Annotated in this window: 18 protein-coding genes; 10 read left to right on the top strand and 8 right to left on the bottom strand. The window is 47.1% G+C overall.

Annotated elements, in window-relative coordinates:
* The first annotated feature begins 65 nt into the window (after window positions 1-65).
* Complete coding sequence (locus L3C95_RS28820) at window positions 66-773, top strand: DUF4397 domain-containing protein (protein ID WP_236393677.1); 708 nt, start codon at window positions 66-68, stop codon at window positions 771-773.
* Window positions 774-855: 82 nt separating this feature from the next.
* Here the strand turns inward: L3C95_RS28820 and L3C95_RS28825 are convergent, their stop codons facing one another.
* Entirely contained in the window at window positions 856-1,620 is a 765-nt protein-coding gene (locus tag L3C95_RS28825; protein ID WP_236393678.1) for a hypothetical protein, read from the bottom strand.
* Window positions 1,621-2,037: 417 nt separating this feature from the next.
* Entirely contained in the window at window positions 2,038-2,805 is a 768-nt protein-coding gene (locus tag L3C95_RS28830) for a DUF1080 domain-containing protein (RefSeq protein WP_236393679.1), read from the bottom strand.
* A 270-nt stretch (window positions 2,806-3,075) separates the two neighbouring features.
* On the opposite strand from L3C95_RS28830, the gene L3C95_RS28835 reads away from it, so the two are divergent.
* From L3C95_RS28835 to L3C95_RS28865, 7 genes are all read left to right on the top strand, one after another.
* Entirely contained in the window at window positions 3,076-3,708 is a 633-nt protein-coding gene (locus tag L3C95_RS28835) for a hypothetical protein (protein WP_236393680.1), read from the top strand.
* 3 nt (window positions 3,709-3,711) lie between these two features.
* The gene (locus L3C95_RS28840; protein ID WP_236393681.1) at window positions 3,712-4,863 is read left to right on the top strand and encodes an AAA family ATPase; all 1,152 of its coding nucleotides are present in this window, start codon (window positions 3,712-3,714) and stop codon (window positions 4,861-4,863) included.
* Window positions 4,860-5,564 carry a hypothetical protein gene (locus L3C95_RS28845; protein WP_236393682.1) on the top strand — a complete coding sequence of 235 codons (705 nt, stop codon included), beginning with the start codon at window positions 4,860-4,862 and terminating at the stop codon, window positions 5,562-5,564. The genes L3C95_RS28840 and L3C95_RS28845 overlap by 4 nt, the downstream gene beginning before the upstream one ends.
* Before the next feature lies 1 nt (window position 5,565).
* Window positions 5,566-8,043 (top strand): hypothetical protein, encoded by a 2,478-nt coding sequence (locus tag L3C95_RS28850; protein WP_236393683.1) that lies wholly within the window; start codon window positions 5,566-5,568, stop codon window positions 8,041-8,043.
* Complete coding sequence (locus L3C95_RS28855; protein ID WP_236393684.1) at window positions 8,021-9,889, top strand: hypothetical protein; 1,869 nt, start codon at window positions 8,021-8,023, stop codon at window positions 9,887-9,889. The genes L3C95_RS28850 and L3C95_RS28855 overlap by 23 nt, the downstream gene beginning before the upstream one ends.
* A gap of 186 nt (window positions 9,890-10,075) precedes the next feature.
* Window positions 10,076-10,702, top strand: coding sequence for a TetR/AcrR family transcriptional regulator (locus L3C95_RS28860; protein ID WP_236393685.1), 627 nt, complete (start codon window positions 10,076-10,078; stop codon window positions 10,700-10,702).
* Window positions 10,703-10,708: 6 nt separating this feature from the next.
* Window positions 10,709-12,031, top strand: a complete 1,323-nt coding sequence (locus tag L3C95_RS28865) for an ABC1 kinase family protein (protein WP_236393686.1) — start codon at window positions 10,709-10,711, stop codon at window positions 12,029-12,031.
* A gap of 65 nt (window positions 12,032-12,096) precedes the next feature.
* On the opposite strand, the gene L3C95_RS28870 is transcribed toward L3C95_RS28865, so the two are convergent.
* The 5 genes from L3C95_RS28870 to sppA form a co-directional block, all read right to left on the bottom strand.
* Complete coding sequence (locus L3C95_RS28870; protein ID WP_236393687.1) at window positions 12,097-12,594, bottom strand: DUF2911 domain-containing protein; 498 nt, start codon at window positions 12,592-12,594, stop codon at window positions 12,097-12,099.
* A gap of 118 nt (window positions 12,595-12,712) precedes the next feature.
* The gene (locus L3C95_RS28875) at window positions 12,713-13,258 is read right to left on the bottom strand and encodes an SRPBCC family protein (RefSeq protein WP_236393688.1); all 546 of its coding nucleotides are present in this window, start codon (window positions 13,256-13,258) and stop codon (window positions 12,713-12,715) included.
* Between the two features lie 2 nt (window positions 13,259-13,260).
* The gene (locus tag L3C95_RS28880; protein WP_236393689.1) at window positions 13,261-13,788 is read right to left on the bottom strand and encodes an SRPBCC family protein; all 528 of its coding nucleotides are present in this window, start codon (window positions 13,786-13,788) and stop codon (window positions 13,261-13,263) included.
* A 33-nt stretch (window positions 13,789-13,821) separates the two neighbouring features.
* Window positions 13,822-14,925 carry an ABC transporter permease gene (locus L3C95_RS28885; protein WP_236393690.1) on the bottom strand — a complete coding sequence of 368 codons (1,104 nt, stop codon included), beginning with the start codon at window positions 14,923-14,925 and terminating at the stop codon, window positions 13,822-13,824.
* A gap of 125 nt (window positions 14,926-15,050) precedes the next feature.
* Window positions 15,051-16,814 (bottom strand): signal peptide peptidase SppA, encoded by a 1,764-nt coding sequence (gene sppA, locus L3C95_RS28890; protein ID WP_236393691.1) that lies wholly within the window; start codon window positions 16,812-16,814, stop codon window positions 15,051-15,053.
* 88 nt (window positions 16,815-16,902) lie between these two features.
* Between sppA and folK the strand changes: the two genes are divergently transcribed.
* On the top strand, window positions 16,903-17,394 hold the full coding sequence (gene folK / locus L3C95_RS28895) for a 2-amino-4-hydroxy-6-hydroxymethyldihydropteridine diphosphokinase (protein ID WP_236393692.1): 492 nt from the start codon (window positions 16,903-16,905) through the stop codon (window positions 17,392-17,394).
* Window positions 17,395-17,409: 15 nt separating this feature from the next.
* Complete coding sequence (locus tag L3C95_RS28900) at window positions 17,410-18,033, top strand: deoxynucleoside kinase (protein ID WP_236393693.1); 624 nt, start codon at window positions 17,410-17,412, stop codon at window positions 18,031-18,033.
* A gap of 218 nt (window positions 18,034-18,251) precedes the next feature.
* Here the strand turns inward: L3C95_RS28900 and L3C95_RS28905 are convergent, their stop codons facing one another.
* Entirely contained in the window at window positions 18,252-19,478 is a 1,227-nt protein-coding gene (locus L3C95_RS28905; protein ID WP_236393694.1) for an NAD(P)/FAD-dependent oxidoreductase, read from the bottom strand.
* Window positions 19,479-19,613: the final 135 nt, after the last annotated feature.

The raw sequence follows: 19,613 nt of genomic DNA on the forward strand, positions 1-19,613 counted from the left end.
CACATGGCATAGTTTATGTTTTTTCAGGAGATAAACTATTCTTAATTTTTAAAAAGCTCCAGATTATGACACCTCTGAATCATGCCAGCAAGGGTCTGTTAACCATTTTAGCCCTGACAGGATTGTTTACCTTCTCATCATGCAGTAAAGACGATGATGACACAACTGTTGATCCTGATGCAACTGTAAAAATTGTAAATGTATTGCCTGATGCAGGCAGCGTTGATGTATTTAACGGATCAAGCAAGCTGAATTCCTCCGCCATTGCTTATGGCGAATCTACCGGTTATATGAATATAAAAAAGGGGGATGCTACTTTTGATTTTAAAGCTTCAGTATCGGGCAACACGGTATTATCGGCACCCGTAAAATTTGAAAAAGGTGAAAGTTACTCACTGTTCGCCGCTGGCGAAACTGATGGCAACACAACTGTAGGAATTCTTACGGAAGATGATCTTAGCGCACCGGCATCAGGTATGGCCGCGATCCGCTTTGTACATGCGGGAAGCGATGCTCCTGCTGTTAACTTCCTTGCGAATGACAGTCTGCTGCAAGGCAGTATTGCATATAAATCTGCTACCGGATTTAAACAGCTGGCTGCAGGTACTTACACAATAAAACTGAATAATGCCGCCAACGGCGAAAGCATCATCAGCCGTTCCAGTGTTGTGCTGACTGCCGGCAAGCTTTACACCGTGGTAGCGCAGGGATTGACCAGTCCAACACCGGTTATTGAACAGCCATTTGCTTTGAATATAATGGCCAATAACTAGTCGCATTAATCATACACACCTACATAAAAAAGAACCCGCCTCATTTCTGAGACGGGTTCCCGTTTTTATGTAAATAATTCGCTTACCAGCTTAGCTGGAAATTGCTGCCACCATTCACGATGAATACAGCTTTCCTGTTGCCCTGGAATGAAATAGTACCTTCATATTTGAAAACATTACCTTTTGAATCTGCACCGGTGATCTTCACTGTAGCAGTACCGGAAACGATTTCCCTGGTTTGTTTGTCAATCTTGATACTAACTGATTCGTAGTGAACAGCGCTGGTAAAAGAAGGCAGATCAGTTGTCTTAGATACAAACTTACCGGCACGGTCAAAGGTCTGGCTAACTTCCCAGGAAGTGCTGGAGGTACCTAAACCTTTCAACTTGTAAGTTGAAGTACAGCTGTCATTCGTTTTAAATTTGTCAGTTTCGATAGCTGTCTTACCGTTGAAGTTAAATGTGAACTCGGTTGGAACATCGCCATTACAAGCGAGTGAATACAGCCAGCTTAATTTGTAATCGTAAGTGATTCCGTTTGCGGTACCGGCAGCACCAATGCTACCGTCAGTAGATTTACCACAAAAATCGCTCAGCTTACCACCTGCCTGTCTTGCTTCCATTGCAGACACGGCCAAAGTAGTCTGGCCTATCTGTTCAACGATACCACCCTGACTAACAACAGTCTGTGATACTACAGTAGCGGCTTGTTCCTGTGTTACGCCAGAATTTCCTTTAGTGTCATCTTCTTTCGAGCAGGAAGTAACGCCGAAAGAAATACCTGCGGCCACAGCAAGTAATAACAGAGTAGCTTTGCTACGAGCAAAGGAGAGACGTGGTCTTCTCATAGAATAGAGATTTTAATTGATTTGTGATATAATTGAATTAATGCTTACGAACTTGCATGACTTATTTGCTTCCCCTTACTCCTGTAAATCTATATTAATATAATCAGAATTCATAATATAAACGAGGAATTAACAAGTGTATTGTAGGTGGGTGCTTCCTCATTTCATAACTCCTTGCTTTACAGGTATTAAAATTTAAACCCCTTACGAAGACACGATTTCTTTGCTGCCCGTCCCTGTCATTTTATGACCTATAAAACGGACACTACCATACAATTAGTATATACGTCGCCATTATTCACTTATTGTAACCGTAGAGGCGTTACATGTACCTGGTTGCCAATAAAAAAGGGTGCCCGGAGGCACCCTTGAAAATATATTGCATAAAACAGGATACAATCCCGTTCGTCATCCATATTATAACTCCCTGATCCAGATGTTCCTGAAACTCAGTGGCTCACTCTTATCGCCATGTGATTGCAGCTTGATAGGGCATGCACCATGTGCTTTTGCGTAAGATGCCTTTCCGATATATCTGGTAGGACCCTGCAATTCAGTATTGTTCTGTACCAGCACACCATTGAAGAAAACGGTGACTCTTGCAGGCGACTGCAGGGAACCATCGCTGTTAAAACGGGGAGCGGTCCATACGATGTCATATGTCTGCCATTCTCCCGGCTTGCGGTTAGCATTTACCAGCGGGGCAGTCTGTTTGTAGATACTGGCAGACTGGCCATTCACATATGTCTTGTTGTTGTAGTTATCCAGGATCTGCAGTTCATAACCATCATCGCCTTTTCCGGTGGAAGCGAGGAATAAACCACTGTTACCTCTACCCTGTCCTGTACCGGTGATATCTTTTGGTACACGCCACTCGATATGTAACTGATAGTTGGTGAACGATCTCTTCGTCTGGATGTTACCGGTGCTTTTATCCACCGTAAAGATTCCTCCTGCTACTTTCCATTTTGCAGGTTGCTCAGGATTGTCGACAGAGACCCACTGGTCCAGGCTTTTCCCGTCAAACAGGACGATAGCGTCGGAAGGTGCTTCTGTAGTCACCTTTCCGGGTGTTACAACTGTCGGTACCGGTTCCCATACTTCCGTGTCTTCAGGCTTCGACTGCGCAAATAACGTGGCTGAGAGCACAACAGCAGCAGCCGTTGCAAACGTTTTCTTGTACATGATCACAATAATTTAATTCCCTAAGTTAAAAATAGATCCCACAAATAGCAATCCGGCCATCATTTTTAATTACATAACAATAGATTTGTATATATCCATCGCTGTCAGTATCTTAGATTTAGAATTCAAAGTATGTTGGAGAATTATTGTTCATGTTGACCTCTACGGGACAAAACGGCGACAGGTGAATTGCCGTTACCGCACATAAATAATCCTTTGACAAAACGAGAACGCCTACGCCCGCGCGTATACATACCAACGCATTAGAGAATGACACTGACTGCATTTATATCATCATTGATCAATGAAGGTAAAGTACTAGTTGCACCGGCCATTGAACCGTTTGACGTAGAGGACCTCCGTCTGGCCGGCGTGCATCTGCAGCAACATTACGATGACGATAGCACGGATATGCCCGGACAGGTACCGCCTTACGATCCGGAGGCCGCTCTCTGGGCTGCCTGTTACCTTTACAGGGCCGTCCAGTTTGTCCTGATCCGGCGGCTGGGTGAGGAGGATATAAAGGCGCACCTGCTGCCTTTTACCGGTATCCCCTCTGCCGCTGCCATATATGCGGCTGATCTGACATTTCGCTATATGCCAGGTCTTTTTGATCTGGCGAAAGGACTATCCCCGCAAGATCCGCTGGTAAAAGAACTGGAGGTCATGGCCGCACAGTGGCCGTTTTCCATGGCCGCCATACCAGCCGTTGTACCGGAAGATCTCTCCGTCATCATGCAGCATCCCTCACTGAAAACAGCCTACATCGACAGGATCATCCAGGCAAAGGACTTGCGCAAGTGCCGTCACCCGGAATGCCTGCCCCTGGTGCAGGAAGCCCTTGGCTCATATGCCGCGATGCTCTGGCCTGAATTTGAAATTGACCTAACTGTTCATATATAAACAATGGAACCTATTACCTTTGAATCCCCGCTGGTAGACAAACTGAATGACGTACTACAGCAACTGAAACAGACTTTTGTCGGCAAGGATGACATTATCGATCTCATGGGCATCTGCCTGGCAGGGCGGGAAAACCTCTTCCTGTTCGGCCCTCCGGGTACAGCTAAAAGTGCTATGGTGCGTGAACTGGCCCGCCAGCTGGATGTGAAGACATTTGAATACCTGCTGACCCGCTTTACAGAACCGAATGAGCTTTTCGGCCCCTTCGATATCCGCAAACTGCGTGATGGCGACCTGGTGACCAATACAGATGGCATGCTGCCCGAAGCCTCACTTGTATTTCTCGATGAGTTGCTGAATGCGAACAGCGCTATCCTTAACAGCTTGCTCATGTCGCTCAACGAAAAGATCTTCCGCAGGGGTAAGGAAACCAGACAGCTGCCTGCACTGATCTTCATTGGCGCCAGTAACCATCTTCCGGAAGATGAAGCCCTGCAGGCGCTGTTTGACCGGTTCCTGATCAGGGTGCGCTGTGAAAACGTAGATCCTGCCCTGTTGGATAATGTATTGCAGGCCGGCTGGGGACTGGAACAAAAGCAGGCTACCGGCAATAATGGCATTCCTGCTGAAGAGCTGCGTACCCTGCAGCAACTGAATACAACAATAGACCTCGGCGCCATCAGGGCTGAATATATCATGCTGATAGAACAATTGCGCAATGCAGGCGTTCAGATCTCTGACAGGCGCGCGGTGAAGCTGCAACGCCTCATCGCAGCAAGTGCCTTGCTCTGCAAACGCAAAGCTGCTATCCTTTCAGACCTTTGGGTGCTACGCTACATCTGGGATACGGAGGAGCAGATCGAGATCATTGCAGGTATCGTGAATGCATCTGTACAGAAAGCCATTACACATCCGCAGGAACATCCCCGCGCCCACAACAGCGGAACGCCCGATCCGGAAGCGATTTACCGCGATGTACAACAACTGCACGTACAATGGGACGATCCCGATACTCCGGCGGCTGCCCGTGCACTGATCAAAGACCGGCTGCGCAGTCTGAACAGCCGCTGTGAATGGATCAGCAATACCACGCAGCGCAACTATGTATTGCAACCCATAGACGCCCTCTGGAAGAAAATAATGCAATCTGCATGAAAGAGATGATCATCGTGCTTGCCATGGCTGATATCACAGCCCTTGGCAGTATACGCACATGGCCGGGACTACTGGTAGCAGCTACCGGAGACGAGATATGGGTGAGAAGCATCCCACCCGATACAACAGATATTAAGCTCCGTAAACTGCCGGTAAAACAAACTTTTCTGGCAGATGCACAGGAACGTTTATTCGTGCCCGGAAAACATACACCTCACGACGTTCTTACGAAGATGTCATGGGAAGCCATTGCCTCTTTCATCACCGTGGAACTGCCTGTATCGGCCATGCCCGCCCGCGTTGGCGAAGGACATACAGTGCGGCTGGCACCCACAACACAAACAGCGGAGCCTTTTGCCGTACTGACAACGCTTGAGCATTGGAAGGCCTATGCTGACACAGCACCGCTTGTCAGGCTGCAAAGATTAAGCTTCGCGGTGTGTGAAGCCGGCGAAGTGCTGATCATCGGTACACCGGTACCTTCTATGCCGGGCAAGGTATTTACGTTGCGGGATAATATACTGTTACCGGCCGGTTATGATTTTGATCCGCCCGCCATTGGCCAGTTCATTGGCACCTGGTCCGGAACGGAGAGCGATACGTTGCTGCTGTTTCATGTAGATGGTCAATGGGAGAAGATTCCCGGACACGTTTTTGTACGCGCTTCCAGAAGCGCTATCCGTCTCACCAATACTTTCTGAAATGTCGCAGCTGCATGACATGACCGTAGCATATTTTCAGTCTACAAAAGATTACTTCTGGCAATGGGCGGAAGAGGGGGAAGTCATTGAATGGAGCAAAGGCGGAGGCACGATCTGTTATAAAACAGAACTGCTGAACGACCTTTCACGAATAACCAATCATCTGCCGCCACTTGGGCCGCTCTTGCTGGTCATTGCGCTGGGTAAACCCGCTCCCGGACCACAGGCCATACAGGCTACGCTACATCAATATGCGCAGGATCTGGCAGGGCATGAAACTGAATTCATTTTCGGGGATTCGTGGGATGATAGTCCTTCAGACGAAATTAAAACGATCATTTCTAACTTCCTCACGTTGCTTCGCCCTCTTCCCGGCCGATACTGGAAAGGCCTTGACAGGGAATTACTGCTGAATACTCTTTTTGAAGATGTTCAAACATTCCTGCAAGGGGAAACAGCAAAAGAAATGCTGTCTATATGCCAGCGGGGGGCTTACGATTATGTGATTGCTCATAGCACCTCCATAGATCCTTTATCACAGCTGAAAGGTGATGTAAGCATCCTGCAGCAAATATTAAAACGTTATCCGAACACTGCTGCACTGGAGAAAAAACTGGACGAAGTAGTCAATCCATCCCCTCCCGTACCGGCCCCCATAGAGGTTCCTGAAGATCTTCCCAAACCGGCGCAGGCAGAAGAACTGTTACAGGTGCTTGCTGAAGATGATCAGACCGCATTGCTGGCATTGCTGACACAACGCCTCATTGCTGCATTACATCTACCGATGCATACCAAAGGATATAGTCAAACGTCTTTCGGAGGCGTGTCTGACATTACCAACAAGGGTAATTTCGACCGGCTGCTGCTGAGTGAACTGGCGCACGACAATGAAACCCTGATGGTAAGACTGGCCAATAACGAGGCGCTTTACCTGAGGCGGGAAGAGCTGCCTGACAATGAGCGGGGACAACGTTTTATACTCGTGGATAAAAGTATTAAACTGTGGGGAACGCCTCACCTGCTGGCAATGGCGGCTGCACTGGCATGTGCTATCGACAACAGGCAGCATGCAGAAATATTACCTTTTGCATTGCTGGGAGATCGCTACGAACCCATGGACCTCTCTTCCAAAGCAGAGATCATGGCCAGCATGCAATTGCTGTCGCCAGCGTTGAACAGTTCAAAGGCATTGTCTTCATTTACGGATGCACATATACTAAAAGGACAACAGGAATATTTTCTCATCACCAGTGATGAGCTTTTTCATACAGCTGCGTTTCAGCAATCATTCGCAGTACTGCGACGCACGGATGGTTTTGTGATCACAGTGGACAGGGAGTGCCGGATACAGTTGTACAGGTACACCACCGGTCACCGGAAGCTGCTAAGTACAGCGAAGATCAGCGTGGAAATGCCGGAAGTAACAACAAAACATGTTGCTGTTAAACGCATGCATAGTGAAGGGGTTGGGTTACCGGAGTTCCTGAAGCACCGCCCCTTCCCGCTTTTCATACCGTACCAACTGGTAAATCTTAATCAAAAGGACAGTTATTTCTCAAAACATGCAGGCGGCTTAGCTGTCACAAAACACAGACAACTATTATTCTGGCCACAACAAGGAAAGGGCGCCAGGGAGATCACTGCTGATTTTCCTGATGCCCATGGTTATTTCTTTGGATATGACCGTGAGTTTTCCTTTATCCTATTTCAGACTAAGGGATCTGAACATCTTTCTCTCTATCATTTTAACAGAAGTACACAGGAGCTGTTCTCCATAGAGGTAAAACCTCTTCGAGCCCTCCCTCAGCTAAGACGCAATGCTATCAGGGACATAGCATTTAAGATGGGTACTTCTGCCTATGGGTTCTTTTATTTTACTATTGGAATAACGGATGCATTAGCAGTCAATGTGGAGTCCGGAGAAACGACTCTGCATCCTGAGGTCACAAAAGAAATGATAAAAGAGATGAAAGCTCAGCATGAAGAAACTAACCAGCGGTACTGGCACTCATTTAATACGATCAACAGCCTTAAACACCTGGCTATTAACGGGAAAGGCAATATTGTAATCAATAAACACGAAATCTTATTCAGCGATAACAGTGTGAATCTCGTTCCAACGGACGCCAGCACCTCCGGCCATGGCCTTCAGAATATGCAGACTGTCAGAGTATCCGGCAGCCGGCAAACCTTCCAAAAATATACATGGCCCGATGGCAGCGAAGCGTGGTTTGACAGTTACAGACATATGCTGCACCTGCGTAGCTCAGAAAAACGACTGCCGGAAATCACTATTGTGCTCATTGTCAATCACGCTACGTCTTGTTGGGCCGCGGATGGCGCTATCTGCGGGGATTCCTATTTCAGACCAGACGATCAACAGAATATTGAAATATTCGAACCGAACGTCTTTCACCACGTATACATCAAACCATTTATCGACATTATTCAACATCATGGAACTCCAGCTGTCATATAATCCGCAAACCAGGCACAAAACAAACGCTGCCTTTCTCCGTGGTAATTCCGCCGAGCAATGGTTCCGCGAAATGAACGATTGGCAGATTCCCCTGAAAGGACTTACGTGTTTTCTGTTGCCCGAACATAAAAATACAATGACGCCCGGCGGGCTACTGGTCATCTTCAAAGACCATGTACCTGCGCCGGGAAAAATAAGCCATCCTTACGGTGCCATCAACGGCAATCTTTTTATCCCCGTGGATGCTACACTGACGCCGGCACTGTCTCCAGAAGAGATGCGCACATTGTTGATATGGCATGTACAGGTATTCCACCCTGTAATAGGTTTTGTCGGCTTTGACAAAGAAGACCAACGTGCAATAAGCAGCTTCCTGGCGCCAGGCCATGCGAGAGAAAGAAGCTGGGACTATGCACATCCCGGTATACCTCCGCTGGCACATCTGCACACTATCAGTGTTGCCATGCCTGAACAGCTGGAACTGACGGACCTTTTAAATCATGGCCAGATCACACTACCATTATCTGAATTGCCAGGTAAAAAGCCCCGCAGGAGCCTGTTTATGCGCTTTATTGACTGGATGGTCAGATGTTTTCTGCGGTTCCTGCTGGCAATGTTCAATATCGTTTCCTTTTTACTGCGGGGTGTTCCCGGGACACTGGTTCACGGCCACTACGCGGATGCCGGCGGTCCAGGTAAACGTGTTTCACGCAGGTCAGGTGCAGATGAGGAGAATGAAACCAAACATGTAGTGTCCACCGGACTAAGACAAACGCTACACAAATGGATAGAGAAAACACTGGGCGATATTGAGGAAAGAAGAGAGAGTGAACTTGACCGCCTGCTTAAAATGTTTGACAAAGACGGAGACGAGGCGCTTAAATTTGCTATACCACTAGGTGAAGATCCTGCACTTGGCAGAGGCATGGCGCCACAGTATTCCAGGCTGTCAAGACAGGATACCAATTTCAACCTCGGAAAATTATTGGGCAGCAGACCGGTAGATACATGGGCCACTGCAGAAAGTTACAAAACACTGCTGACAAGGAAATATGAACAACAGGCAGCAAAAGCACTGGAAGAAGGCGACCACAGAAAGGCCGCCTATATCTACGCTCACCTGTTGCGCAACCTTCACCGGGCAGCTACTGTGCTGGAAGAAGGGCGATTCTACCACGAGGCGGCCGCGCTGTATATGGATCGCCTCGGACAACCTGTAAAGGCTGCTGAATGTTTTGAAAAAGGCGGATTGCTGCTGGAGGCCATCAACATTTATAAAAAGCTGGAAAAATATGAGAAGACTGGCGACCTGTACAAACAACTATCTCAGGAAAAACCGGCACAACAATACTTCCAGCTGGCAGTCGATGCCGCCATGCATAAAAAAGATCACCTGGAAGCTGCCCGCATCCTGCAACATAAATCAGGAAAACCGGAAGAGGCCTGCGAGGTGTTGTTAGATGGCTGGCAGCATGGTAATCAGGACAAGGATTGCCTGTCGCAGTACCTCCATCTTGCCAAATCAATAGATGAAGACAGCTTTCCCGGTAAAATGCGAATCATCTATGAACAAAAAACACCTAAGCATAAAATAGACCATCTGGTAGAGATCTTCCTTGCATCCAGAAAAAGCATGAACGAAGCGGCGCAGCATACCGCTGTAGAAATAGCGTTCGAGGTCATTAGCCCACAAATAGCTGCGGGCAGAGAAGAGAAACTGAGCGTGCTGAAAAAGATGTTACCAGATGATAAGGAGCTGTCTGCCGACATTTACCGGTACACCACCCAGCAAAGACAGGTGAAACCAACCGTCCGTACCAACCAGGGTCAGGATCACTGTCCATAAGATCGACAACGGCATCACCTTCTCCAAACTATAAGAAACGATACCATCAATTTAGGCTTTTCTTAACAGTCAGGACCGTGGAAATGATCTTTATCCGGCGTTTGTAGCGTAAATTTGCAGAAGCAACCTATGTCCAACCCGCATAGCGCGCTGTCATGTATTTACTTACGCACTAAACCCTGGATCATGGAAAAAAAAATCATACGCGACGCTTATAAAACATACTGGCTGGAAAACGGTAAAAGACCCGTTTCTGTGTACACCTTCTGCCAACAGCTGAATGTACCTGAAACAACCTTTTACGACAGCTATTCCTCTTTTGATGCACTGGAAAAGGACATATGGCTTTCCTTCTTCCAGGACACAATAGAAAAGTTGAAGGAAGATGAGACGTACCGGAATTATTCCGCCCGCGAAAAACTCCTCACCTTCTATTTCCTCTGGGTACAGCAACTGAAGGAAAACAGGAGTTATATCCTCCAGCAGAAAGACAAATACCTGGTACCGGGCCTGCACCTGGACAAACTGGAAGCTTTCCGCATCGCTTTTTACGATTATATCCGTGAACTGATCAAAGAAGGTTACCAGACAGGTGAGGTGAAAGAACGTAAATACATCTCTGATCAGTACGTACACGGCTTCTGGCTGCAGGCGCTTTTCGTGTTACGCTACTGGACAAAAGATGACAGTGAACGCTTCGAAATGACAGATGCTGCCATAGAAAAAGCGGTAAACCTCAGCTTCCAGCTGATCAGTTCCAATACGCTTGACAGCATTCTGGACTTCGGAAAATTCATGTTTGCAAGGAAATAAGACAGTATGAAAGAACAGACGAACATCCCTACCGGTAAAGTTGAACGTGCCAGCAAATTTGTAACAACAGGATTGAAAGTAGGTACCAACTACCTTAAACATTATACCAAAAAACTCATAGATCCTTCCATCAGCAAGGAAGAACTCCATGCCGACAATGCAGAAGACATTTATGATACTCTCAGCAACCTGAAAGGAAGCGCACTGAAAGTGGCGCAGATGCTCAGTATGGATAAAGGCATGCTGCCCAAAGCCTACTCTGAACGTTTTGCCATGTCACAGTACAGCGCTCCTCCCCTTTCCGGCCCGCTGGTCATCAATACCTTCGTTAAAACACTGGGAAAATCGCCCAGTCAGCTCTATGACAAGTTCGATATACAGGCATCTAATGCCGCCTCTATCGGACAAGTACATAAAGCTACCAAATGGGGCAAGGAACTGGCAATAAAGATCCAGTATCCCGGCGTGGCCAATAGCGTAAAATCTGACCTCCGCATCGTCAAGCCTTTTGCCCTCCGCATCGTAGGCATGAATGAAGTGGATATGGATAAATACTTCCAGGAAATAGAAGGCAAACTGCTGGAAGAAACAGACTATAAACTGGAGCTGCGACGCTCCATGGAAGTATCGGCCCAATGCGCCCACATTCCTAACCTGGTCTTCCCGGCTTACTACCCGGAACTGTCCAGCGACAGGATCATCACCATGGACTGGCTGAAAGGATTCCACCTGAAAGAATTCCTGGAACGTAATCCATCACAGGATGCCCGTAACAGGATCGGTCAGGCACTGTGGGACTTCTACCAGTTCCAGGTACACAAACTGAAAAAGGTACATGCAGATCCGCATCCCGGCAACTTCCTGATGCGCGATGATGGTACCGTTGGCGTATTTGATTTTGGCTGTATCAAGGAAATACCGGAAGACTTCTACACCAATTATTTCCTCCTGGTGGACAAGGATATACTGAAAGACGAATTAAGGCGCAGAGAGATCTATACCAACCTCGAGATGATCCACCCAAGCGATACAGAAAAGGAAGTGGTTTTCTTCTCCGGCTTGTTCCAGAGAATGATCGATATGCTGACCCGCCCCTTTACACTGGAAGAGTTTGACTTTGGAGACGAAGCTTATTTCACGGAGATCTATGCCTATATGGATTATCTCTACAACCTCAAAGAAGTAAGGGATTCCAAGGTAGCGAGAGGTTCCAGACACTCATTGTATATCAACCGTACTTATTTCGGTTTATATTCTATTCTGAGTGATCTGAAGGCTAAAATAATCACCAGCGATGCACGGATACAGGCACTCCTGCATTCAGCATAAAGATATGTGCAATAAAAAAGCCTCCGCTGAGAAACGGAGACTTTTTTATTGAATACTTTCAACACTTATTTTACCGGTACTTCTACATGGGTGTTATCCCATTCTACTACCATTTTGTCTGCAGGTACAGTGATGGTCAGTTTCTCAACAGGTGCACTGGTTTTAGTAGCTTTTGCTTTTACTTCTGCTACATTTTTTGCTTTGATCTTGTCATAATCGTAAGCGCCCCATTGTTTCAGCTCACTGTTCAGAATAAATGTCCATTCATTGGCTTCAGGAATAGTGAACAGGGAATAAGTACCAGCTTTTACAGGTTTGCCGCCGAAGCTACCATCTTTAGCAAAGGTGATCTCAGTAGCCTCGTTAGCGCCTAAACGCCATACTTTACCATAAGGCACCAATTCACCGAAAATAACGCGGTTTCTTTTAGACGGTTGTCCGTAAGCTATCTTAACATTTTTCCCTTCAGCAGTGATACGTGGGCTTTTAGGTGCTTTCTCCTGTGCAGACACAAAACTGCATGTTCCTGCCAGTAATGCGAAAAATAATAGAACGTGTTTCATGGTTGTAATTTGTTTTACTGTTCTGAATTATATGAAAAATATACCTTTTCATTCATAACAAACTTACCATTCATAACAATTCAGTGTTAAAATGCGATAGCAGTCTGCACATTCATGCCTACTTCTTCCTTTCGCAGATATTTTTCAGTTTAGTCAACCCGTCCTCCAGTAAGGGACCGGTCAGCCTGTCTGACAGGAAACCTTTCAGCTTCCACCAGGGCAACATTCCCAGATGCGTTTCCAGGCGCCACTGTATAGCTGTTCCTTTCCCATCAGCGGAAGGCTTCAGCTCAAACGCTGCCACTACGGGTTTCATGGCATTGAACTCCATGTTATAATAGACCCCTTTCCCGGGTGCACTTTCCCTTATGAGCACTTTGCCTGACACAGGCCTGTCCTGCTGCATACCGGACCAGGTATAAAAAGCTCCCTCTCCCGCAGGCGGGTTGGAAAATTCAATTTTCCGCGCTACACCAGGAGCAGCCCAGGGATTCCATTCAGGCCAGGTATTCAGGTTATTGATCTCAGCATAAACGGTAGTCAGAGGAGCATCTATTACTCCCGATCGTTCAACGATCGCCTTTGAGGGCATTAACAGGGAAATGAGAAATATCAGTATCCCAAAACAAAGAACACTTAACAACAATAATTTGACGAAACGCATATCTATTTTACTAATTTCTCCAGGTTTTCTAACCCTTTTTCAAAATCTTTTCCAATCAATTTATCAAGCATCAATCCCCTGATCTTCGCAGCAGGATATCTGCCTACTTCCATTGCGATGCCCCAGGTAACATGAGTACCTCTGCCAGAGGGTTCGAAACGAAAAAAACCTTTTGTCGCCTTACTCTCCATGAACTGCATTTCGATTGTAATGTGCTCATATGGCCGGGAAGCTACAATTGTAACTGACCCCTTACCTACCTTCCGCTTCCTGCTTATCCACTGATAGCCGGCCCCTGTCCCGCTCATTTTATCATTGTACGACAGTTTCATTTTAGGGTCAACCTGGTGCCAGGGCGACCATTTCTCCCAGTTACGCAATACATTCACCTGATCAAAAACGACGGAAAGAGACGCAGGAATGGACCTGACACGTACTACTTTCACTGTAGCAGGCAGGAACATGCTAACAATACACAAACCTGGTATCAGCACTCCAAGTGCTCCAAGTATGATAAATAAGGCTTGCATATACAAAAGGTAGGAAAAAATCCAGACTATTCCCTATTCCCACCTGAAAACCCTTACTGCTACGATATATACAACCACTCCCCAGAGGGCAATTACGCCAAGCTCAAGCCCTACATTCCATAAGTGCTGTCCTTCGAAAGCGATCTTGCGGAATGCATCATTCAGGTAGGTCAGCGGCATAACACGGCATACCGGCTGTAGCCACGAAGGGAAAGCATCCACAGCAACAAAGGTGCCTGCCAGCAGGAACTGTGGCAAGGTGATCACGTTGGCAATAGGTGGTATGGCGCTCTCGCTGTTTGCAATGCCGCTTACCACAAATCCAAAGCCCATGAATACGATCACGCCGAAGGCCGTTAGCACCAGCATTTCAAGAAAAGTGCTCCACCCATGTACCAGTGTAAACCCGAAGGCAAAATAACCAATGGCAATGATCAGCACTGCTCCCGCTACCTGGAATATCAGGCGGGCAAGGGCCTCTCCCAGTACAATATGGAGCCTGCGGATGGGTGTGGCGAAGAAACGTTTCAATACCAGCGTCTGGCGCAGGCTGAAGAAGAGAAATGCGGTGCTGAATACAGCCGCGCTCAACAGGGAAAAGCTGAGCAGACCGGGCAGAATGAAGTCGATCGTACGATAACGGCGTCCCGGCAACACTTCCACCGGTTCCAGTTTCGCAATGGAACCCCTGGGATAATACACGTCATCTGCTTTATAAATGATTCCGCTCAGTATAGTCTGAAATAAAGAGATCTTGTCTGCCGCAGCCGTGGAAGTACGCACCTTCACATCGCAGGCAGGTGCATTACCCTGGGCGGGACGTGAAGTAATACGGATAATGGCGGTAATATGTCCTTTTTTCAGATCATCCTCCATTTCTGCAGCTGCCTGTCCCGTCACCAGCTTAAGGCTTTTCTCACTGGCCAGTTGCCTGTACAGGTAACCGCTGGTATCGGTAGCGGCATCCACCCCAACCTTCACTGATATACCGTTATCGCCGATAAAACCAAACACCAGAATGAACACCAAAGGGAATCCCAGACTGAAGATCACTGCTGAAGGGCTTCTCACTATTCCTATCAGGCTTGCTTTGGACATGGCTAACAGCGCCTTCCATTGATTGTATTTAACCGCCATACTTACTTAAACGCTGGTCTATTCTTAAAAAATCGCATAAAACTACTATTGTTTTACCCATTTCCATAAAAAAACCTGCCCTTGAGGGGCAGGTTTAATACTATTTTAAGTCTGTAAGTATCTTCTTATCTGATTTCCACCACATAAGGCAGCTTTGCCTGGATCTCTCCGCTCATTTCTTTCAGATGTTTGATCTGCTGATAAACAGCATACTGATCTCCCAGCTCTTTTTTAATGGCAGTCTCCATACGGGCATCCCCTGCAAAGGACTTCACAAATTTTTCGAACGGCTGCTCCGCTTCAGGATATTCCCTTAAACGGTAACCACTGATCTTCGCCAGTTTCGCAGCACATTTAATGGCATCGTCAATACCACCGATACGGTCCACCAGTCCCAGTTGTTTTGCCTGTATGCCACTCCATACGCGGCCCTGGGCAATGCTGTCCACGATTACCCCATTCAGTTTGCGGCCTTCCACCACACGCCCCTTAAAGGTGCTGTAGATGCTATCAACTGAGTTCTGTATGAATTTCTTTTCGATTTCTGTCAATGGACGGGAGGTATTGCCAAGATCAGCATATTGTGCTGTCTTAACACCATCGAAGGTTACTCCGAGTTTGTTCTTAAAGAATCCCTGCAGGTTCGGCAACACGGCAAAAACGCCGATAGAACCTGTCAGCGTGTTCGGCTGTGCAAAAATAGAGTCGGCCATGCAGGAAATATAGTAACCACCGGAAGCCGCATAGTCTCCCATGGACACTACCACCGGTTTGCTCTTTTTAGCCAGTGTCAGCTCCCTCCAGATAGACTCTGATGCCAGTGCACTACCACCGGGAGAGTTCACACGGAATACGATCGCTTTTACATCCTTATCCTGTCTTGCCTCGCGGATGAGCTTCACAAATTGTCCGCTGCTGATAGTCTCGTCCTTCTCGCTGTCACCACCCACAATATTTCCCTGCGCATAAATAATGGCAATCCTGTTATCCTCGCCTTTGCCGGTAGATGCATCCGTTGCACTTTCATATTTGGAGAGGGAGATAAAATTAATTTTCTCATCCCCACCAAGTCCCAGTCTTGACTTGATTTCATCCATCACCTGGTCATTGTATTTCAACCCATCAACGAGCTTGTATTTCAGCGCATCATTCGCTTCCTGGATCAGCCCCCCGTTAGCATACTGGTGCAGTGTGGCGGTGTCTATTTTTCTGGAAGCGCCGATATTTTTCAGGAAATTGGCGTATAGGTCGCCCAGGTAAGCGTTTGTCTGGATGCGGTTAGCCACCGTCATCTGTGTTTCCCGCAAAGGCTCTGTAGCGCTCTTGAAGCGGCCATCATAAAAGATCTGCGGTTGGATTTCCAGTTTGTCCAGCGTTCCTTTCAGGAAGGTCAGCTGGGTAAAGAAACCGCTGAATTCCATACCTCCTTTCGGATGCACATATACCTTGTCTGCCAGGGAAGCTACATAGTAACTCTTTTGGTCCATCACCTCACCATAGGCATAAATGAACTTACCGGATTGTTTAAATTTCAGCAGCGCATTACGCACTTCCTCGTTGGTGGCAAACCCATTGGCATTGTTGTCTGCCTTCAGATAGATCCCTTTTATATTATCGTCAGTTTCTGCATGTCTGATCAGGCGCACCACATCATAAAGCCCCGGGGTTTCTTTGGGTCCCTGACGCAATACGGCATTTACGGGGTCTACAATCTTTTGTTCGGCATAAGGCTGACTGGTTTCAAGCACCAGCACTCCATTTGGCGATAAGGTAACTTCTTCAGGGCTGACAGCCGACTTTATTACACCCATCAGTATGAACATCCCAAAAAAGATGATCACAATGAAAGCCAGCAGGGTGGCAAAGAAAATTTTAAAAAAACTACGCATTATGGAAGATTTAATGTAAAAGGACCTACCGGTCGTCTTCTTTTTCCAAAAATAAAGAATATGTATACTTTTGGGCCGTTGAAGATACATGAATAAAGCAATATTACTTATAGGTGGCAATCTGGGAGACCGTACCGGTCATCTCCAACAGGCTGTGGAGCAGATAGATAAGCAGGTAGGCAAGGTGGAAAAAATTTCCGCCCTTTATGAGACGGCTGCCTGGGGCCATGTGGAGCAGCCGGATTACCTCAACCAGGCCCTCCTGGTGTCAACCGGAATGGATGCACGAACTCTGCTGCAAACGGTATTGGCCATAGAGCACAATATCGGCCGCATCCGCCGTCAGAAATGGGGCGCCCGGGTGATCGACATAGATATCATCTTCTACAACGATGCCATCATCAATGAGCCCGACCTGAAAATCCCTCACCCACAGATGCAGTTCAGACAATTTGTACTGGTTCCCCTCCGGGAGATCGTTCCTGACTGGCAGCATCCCATATTACACCAGTCTGTCAGCACCTTGCTTGAAAACTGTACAGACCAGTTACCCGCCAGAAAATACGAGGGCGTACTCTAAACCATTCACCGGTCCATGAATTATAAATACATCACGATAGAAGGTAATATCGGCGCAGGGAAAACCACCCTGGCGACCAAACTCGCTGCACATTTCAACGCTAAACTTATCCTGGAGGAATTTGCCGATAATCCTTTCCTGCCGAAGTTTTACGAAAAGCCCCAGCAATACGCCTTCCCCCTGGAACTGTTTTTCATGGCGGAACGTTACAAGCAATTAAAAGACATGCTGCAGATGCAGGATATGTTCAGCAATCTCGTCGTGTCTGATTATCTTTTTATCAAGAGCCTCCTGTTTGCAAAGATCAATCTGAAAGAGGAAGAATACAGCCTTTATCAGAAACTGTTCGATATCATCAATCCGCAGCTGGTGCAGCCGGATCTGCTCATTTTTCTCAATGCCCCCGTGCCTAAGCTGCAGCAGAACATTAAGCACCGGAACCGCTCCTATGAACAGCAGATAGCAGACGAATATCTCGTGAGCGTGCATGATATGTATATGCAGTACATCCGTCAGCATCCCGTTCGCACACTGATGCTGGACATGACAAAGGTTGACTTCGTAAAGAACCCGGCGGACTTCGATAGACTCCTGAAGGCCCTGGATAAGGATTACGAACCAGGCATCCACTATCTATAAAGATTATCTATCGGGAAATAAATAATATTGCTTTGCTCTATAAGACAGGGTGAAGTAATTTTGTAGTGTAGAACAGAAAAGACGACCAGCTATATACCCGACAAAACGAACGGCATTGAAGGTTAAAAGATAATTAAGAGTGATATAAGGTACAGAAGCTTACAGTAACAATGGAAAACCGGGACTCCGGTAGGCACACGCTTACCGGAGTCCTTTTTTTATCTTTCTGCGATAGCGCTTGCCGCAATCCAGCCGCTCGTCCAGGCGTGCTGGAAGTTGAATCCACCTGTGATCCCATCCACATCCATCACTTCCCCCGCAAAGAACAATCCCGGCGCCAGCTTGCTCTCCATGGTAGCAGGATCTATTTCAGATAAACGGATGCCTCCGCAGGTTACAAACTCCTCTTTAAAGGTTGTCTTTCCCTTTACCGGGCACTCCATAGCAGTCAGGTATCTGATCAGTTTATGCTGCTCTTTTGCCGGCATATCGGCCCAGCGCACGTCCTCTCCTATCCCCGATTGCTGCAGGAAGAACTGCCATAAACGCTGGGGTAGTCCGAAAGGGTTCTTATGATGCATTTTCTGGCCTCCCAGGGAAAACCGCAGTCCCTGCATTTCTTCCCGTAAACTATTTTCATTGAATGCAGGCAGCCAGTTGACCAATGCTGTAAACTGGTATTGCAATGCACCCAGTTCCCGTGCTCCCCATGCGGAAAGCCGCAATATGCAAGGCCCGCTCATACCCCAGTGAGTGATAAGCAGGGGGCCTTTTTCCTGCAGTTTGGTGCCTGCTATCTTCACATGGGCCTCCTCCACGCTCACACCCATCAGGGTCGTGACAGGATTACCCGGCATATTGAAGGTAAAAAGGGATGGCATGGGAGGCTCGACCTGATGGCCTATAGCCTGCAACCAGGCAAACTTGTCCAGCTGGGCATAACCGCCGGCAGCTACACATACCTGGTCTGCTTTCAGCACCGCTCCGTCCTGTAAGCGGACTTCCCATCCGTTATTTCCCCGGACCAGTTCACTGACTGCTGCATTCATTCTAATCTTTACGCCGTACCTGTCTGCCTCTTTCAGAAGACAGTCGATAATGGTCTGGGAATTGTCCGTTACCGGGAACATCCTCCCATCAGCCTCGGCTTTCAATGACACTCCGCGTTCTTTGAACCAGGCGATAGTGTCCTGTACAAAAAAGCGGCTGAAAGCCTTCTTTACAAAGTGCTGGCCTCTCGGATAGCGTTTTGACATATATAATATATCGGGGGCATTATGTGTTACATTACACCTTCCTCCGCCCGATACCTTCACTTTAGATAAAAGTTTACTGCTTTTTTCTATTAATATGACTTCCAGCTGAGTATGAAGACGTGCAGCATTTACAGCACAGAAAAAACCGGCCGCTCCACCCCCTATAACTACTAATCTCTTGTTTACCATCTTTTTATGTCACTGACTTTTTCCAAAATCACTATCCCGCAGCAATAATAATCCAAAGCCGGGAGATTGTAATTTATTAAATACCAATAACATTATTTGTATATATAAATTTTTAGCTCTATTTTGCATATTATA

The sequence above is a fragment of the Chitinophaga filiformis genome (assembly GCF_021646545.1).
In the GTDB taxonomy this organism is placed as follows: Bacteria; Bacteroidota; Bacteroidia; order Chitinophagales; family Chitinophagaceae; genus Chitinophaga; species Chitinophaga filiformis_A.

Bases quoted from the DNA above. Each gene is read 5' to 3' on its own strand.
- L3C95_RS28880 (WP_236393689.1), bottom strand. From the start codon at position 13,788: ATGCAAGCCTTATTTATCATACTTGGAGCACTTGGAGTGCTGATACCA.
- L3C95_RS28905 (WP_236393694.1), bottom strand. From the start codon at position 19,478: ATGGTAAACAAGAGATTAGTAGTTATAGGGGGTGGAGCGGCCGGTTTT.
- L3C95_RS28820 (WP_236393677.1), top strand. From the start codon at position 66: ATGACACCTCTGAATCATGCCAGCAAGGGTCTGTTAACCATTTTAGCC.
- L3C95_RS28860 (WP_236393685.1), top strand. From the start codon at position 10,076: ATGGAAAAAAAAATCATACGCGACGCTTATAAAACATACTGGCTGGAA.
- L3C95_RS28835 (WP_236393680.1), top strand. From the start codon at position 3,076: ATGACACTGACTGCATTTATATCATCATTGATCAATGAAGGTAAAGTA.
- L3C95_RS28865 (WP_236393686.1), top strand. From the start codon at position 10,709: ATGAAAGAACAGACGAACATCCCTACCGGTAAAGTTGAACGTGCCAGC.
- folK (WP_236393692.1), top strand. From the start codon at position 16,903: ATGAATAAAGCAATATTACTTATAGGTGGCAATCTGGGAGACCGTACC.
- L3C95_RS28855 (WP_236393684.1), top strand. From the start codon at position 8,021: ATGGAACTCCAGCTGTCATATAATCCGCAAACCAGGCACAAAACAAAC.
- L3C95_RS28840 (WP_236393681.1), top strand. From the start codon at position 3,712: ATGGAACCTATTACCTTTGAATCCCCGCTGGTAGACAAACTGAATGAC.
- L3C95_RS28830 (WP_236393679.1), bottom strand. From the start codon at position 2,805: ATGTACAAGAAAACGTTTGCAACGGCTGCTGCTGTTGTGCTCTCAGCC.
- L3C95_RS28825 (WP_236393678.1), bottom strand. From the start codon at position 1,620: ATGAGAAGACCACGTCTCTCCTTTGCTCGTAGCAAAGCTACTCTGTTA.
- L3C95_RS28900 (WP_236393693.1), top strand. From the start codon at position 17,410: ATGAATTATAAATACATCACGATAGAAGGTAATATCGGCGCAGGGAAA.
- L3C95_RS28850 (WP_236393683.1), top strand. From the start codon at position 5,566: ATGTCGCAGCTGCATGACATGACCGTAGCATATTTTCAGTCTACAAAA.
- L3C95_RS28885 (WP_236393690.1), bottom strand. From the start codon at position 14,925: ATGGCGGTTAAATACAATCAATGGAAGGCGCTGTTAGCCATGTCCAAA.
- L3C95_RS28870 (WP_236393687.1), bottom strand. From the start codon at position 12,594: ATGAAACACGTTCTATTATTTTTCGCATTACTGGCAGGAACATGCAGT.
- sppA (WP_236393691.1), bottom strand. From the start codon at position 16,814: ATGCGTAGTTTTTTTAAAATTTTCTTTGCCACCCTGCTGGCTTTCATT.
- L3C95_RS28845 (WP_236393682.1), top strand. From the start codon at position 4,860: ATGAAAGAGATGATCATCGTGCTTGCCATGGCTGATATCACAGCCCTT.
- L3C95_RS28875 (WP_236393688.1), bottom strand. From the start codon at position 13,258: ATGCGTTTCGTCAAATTATTGTTGTTAAGTGTTCTTTGTTTTGGGATA.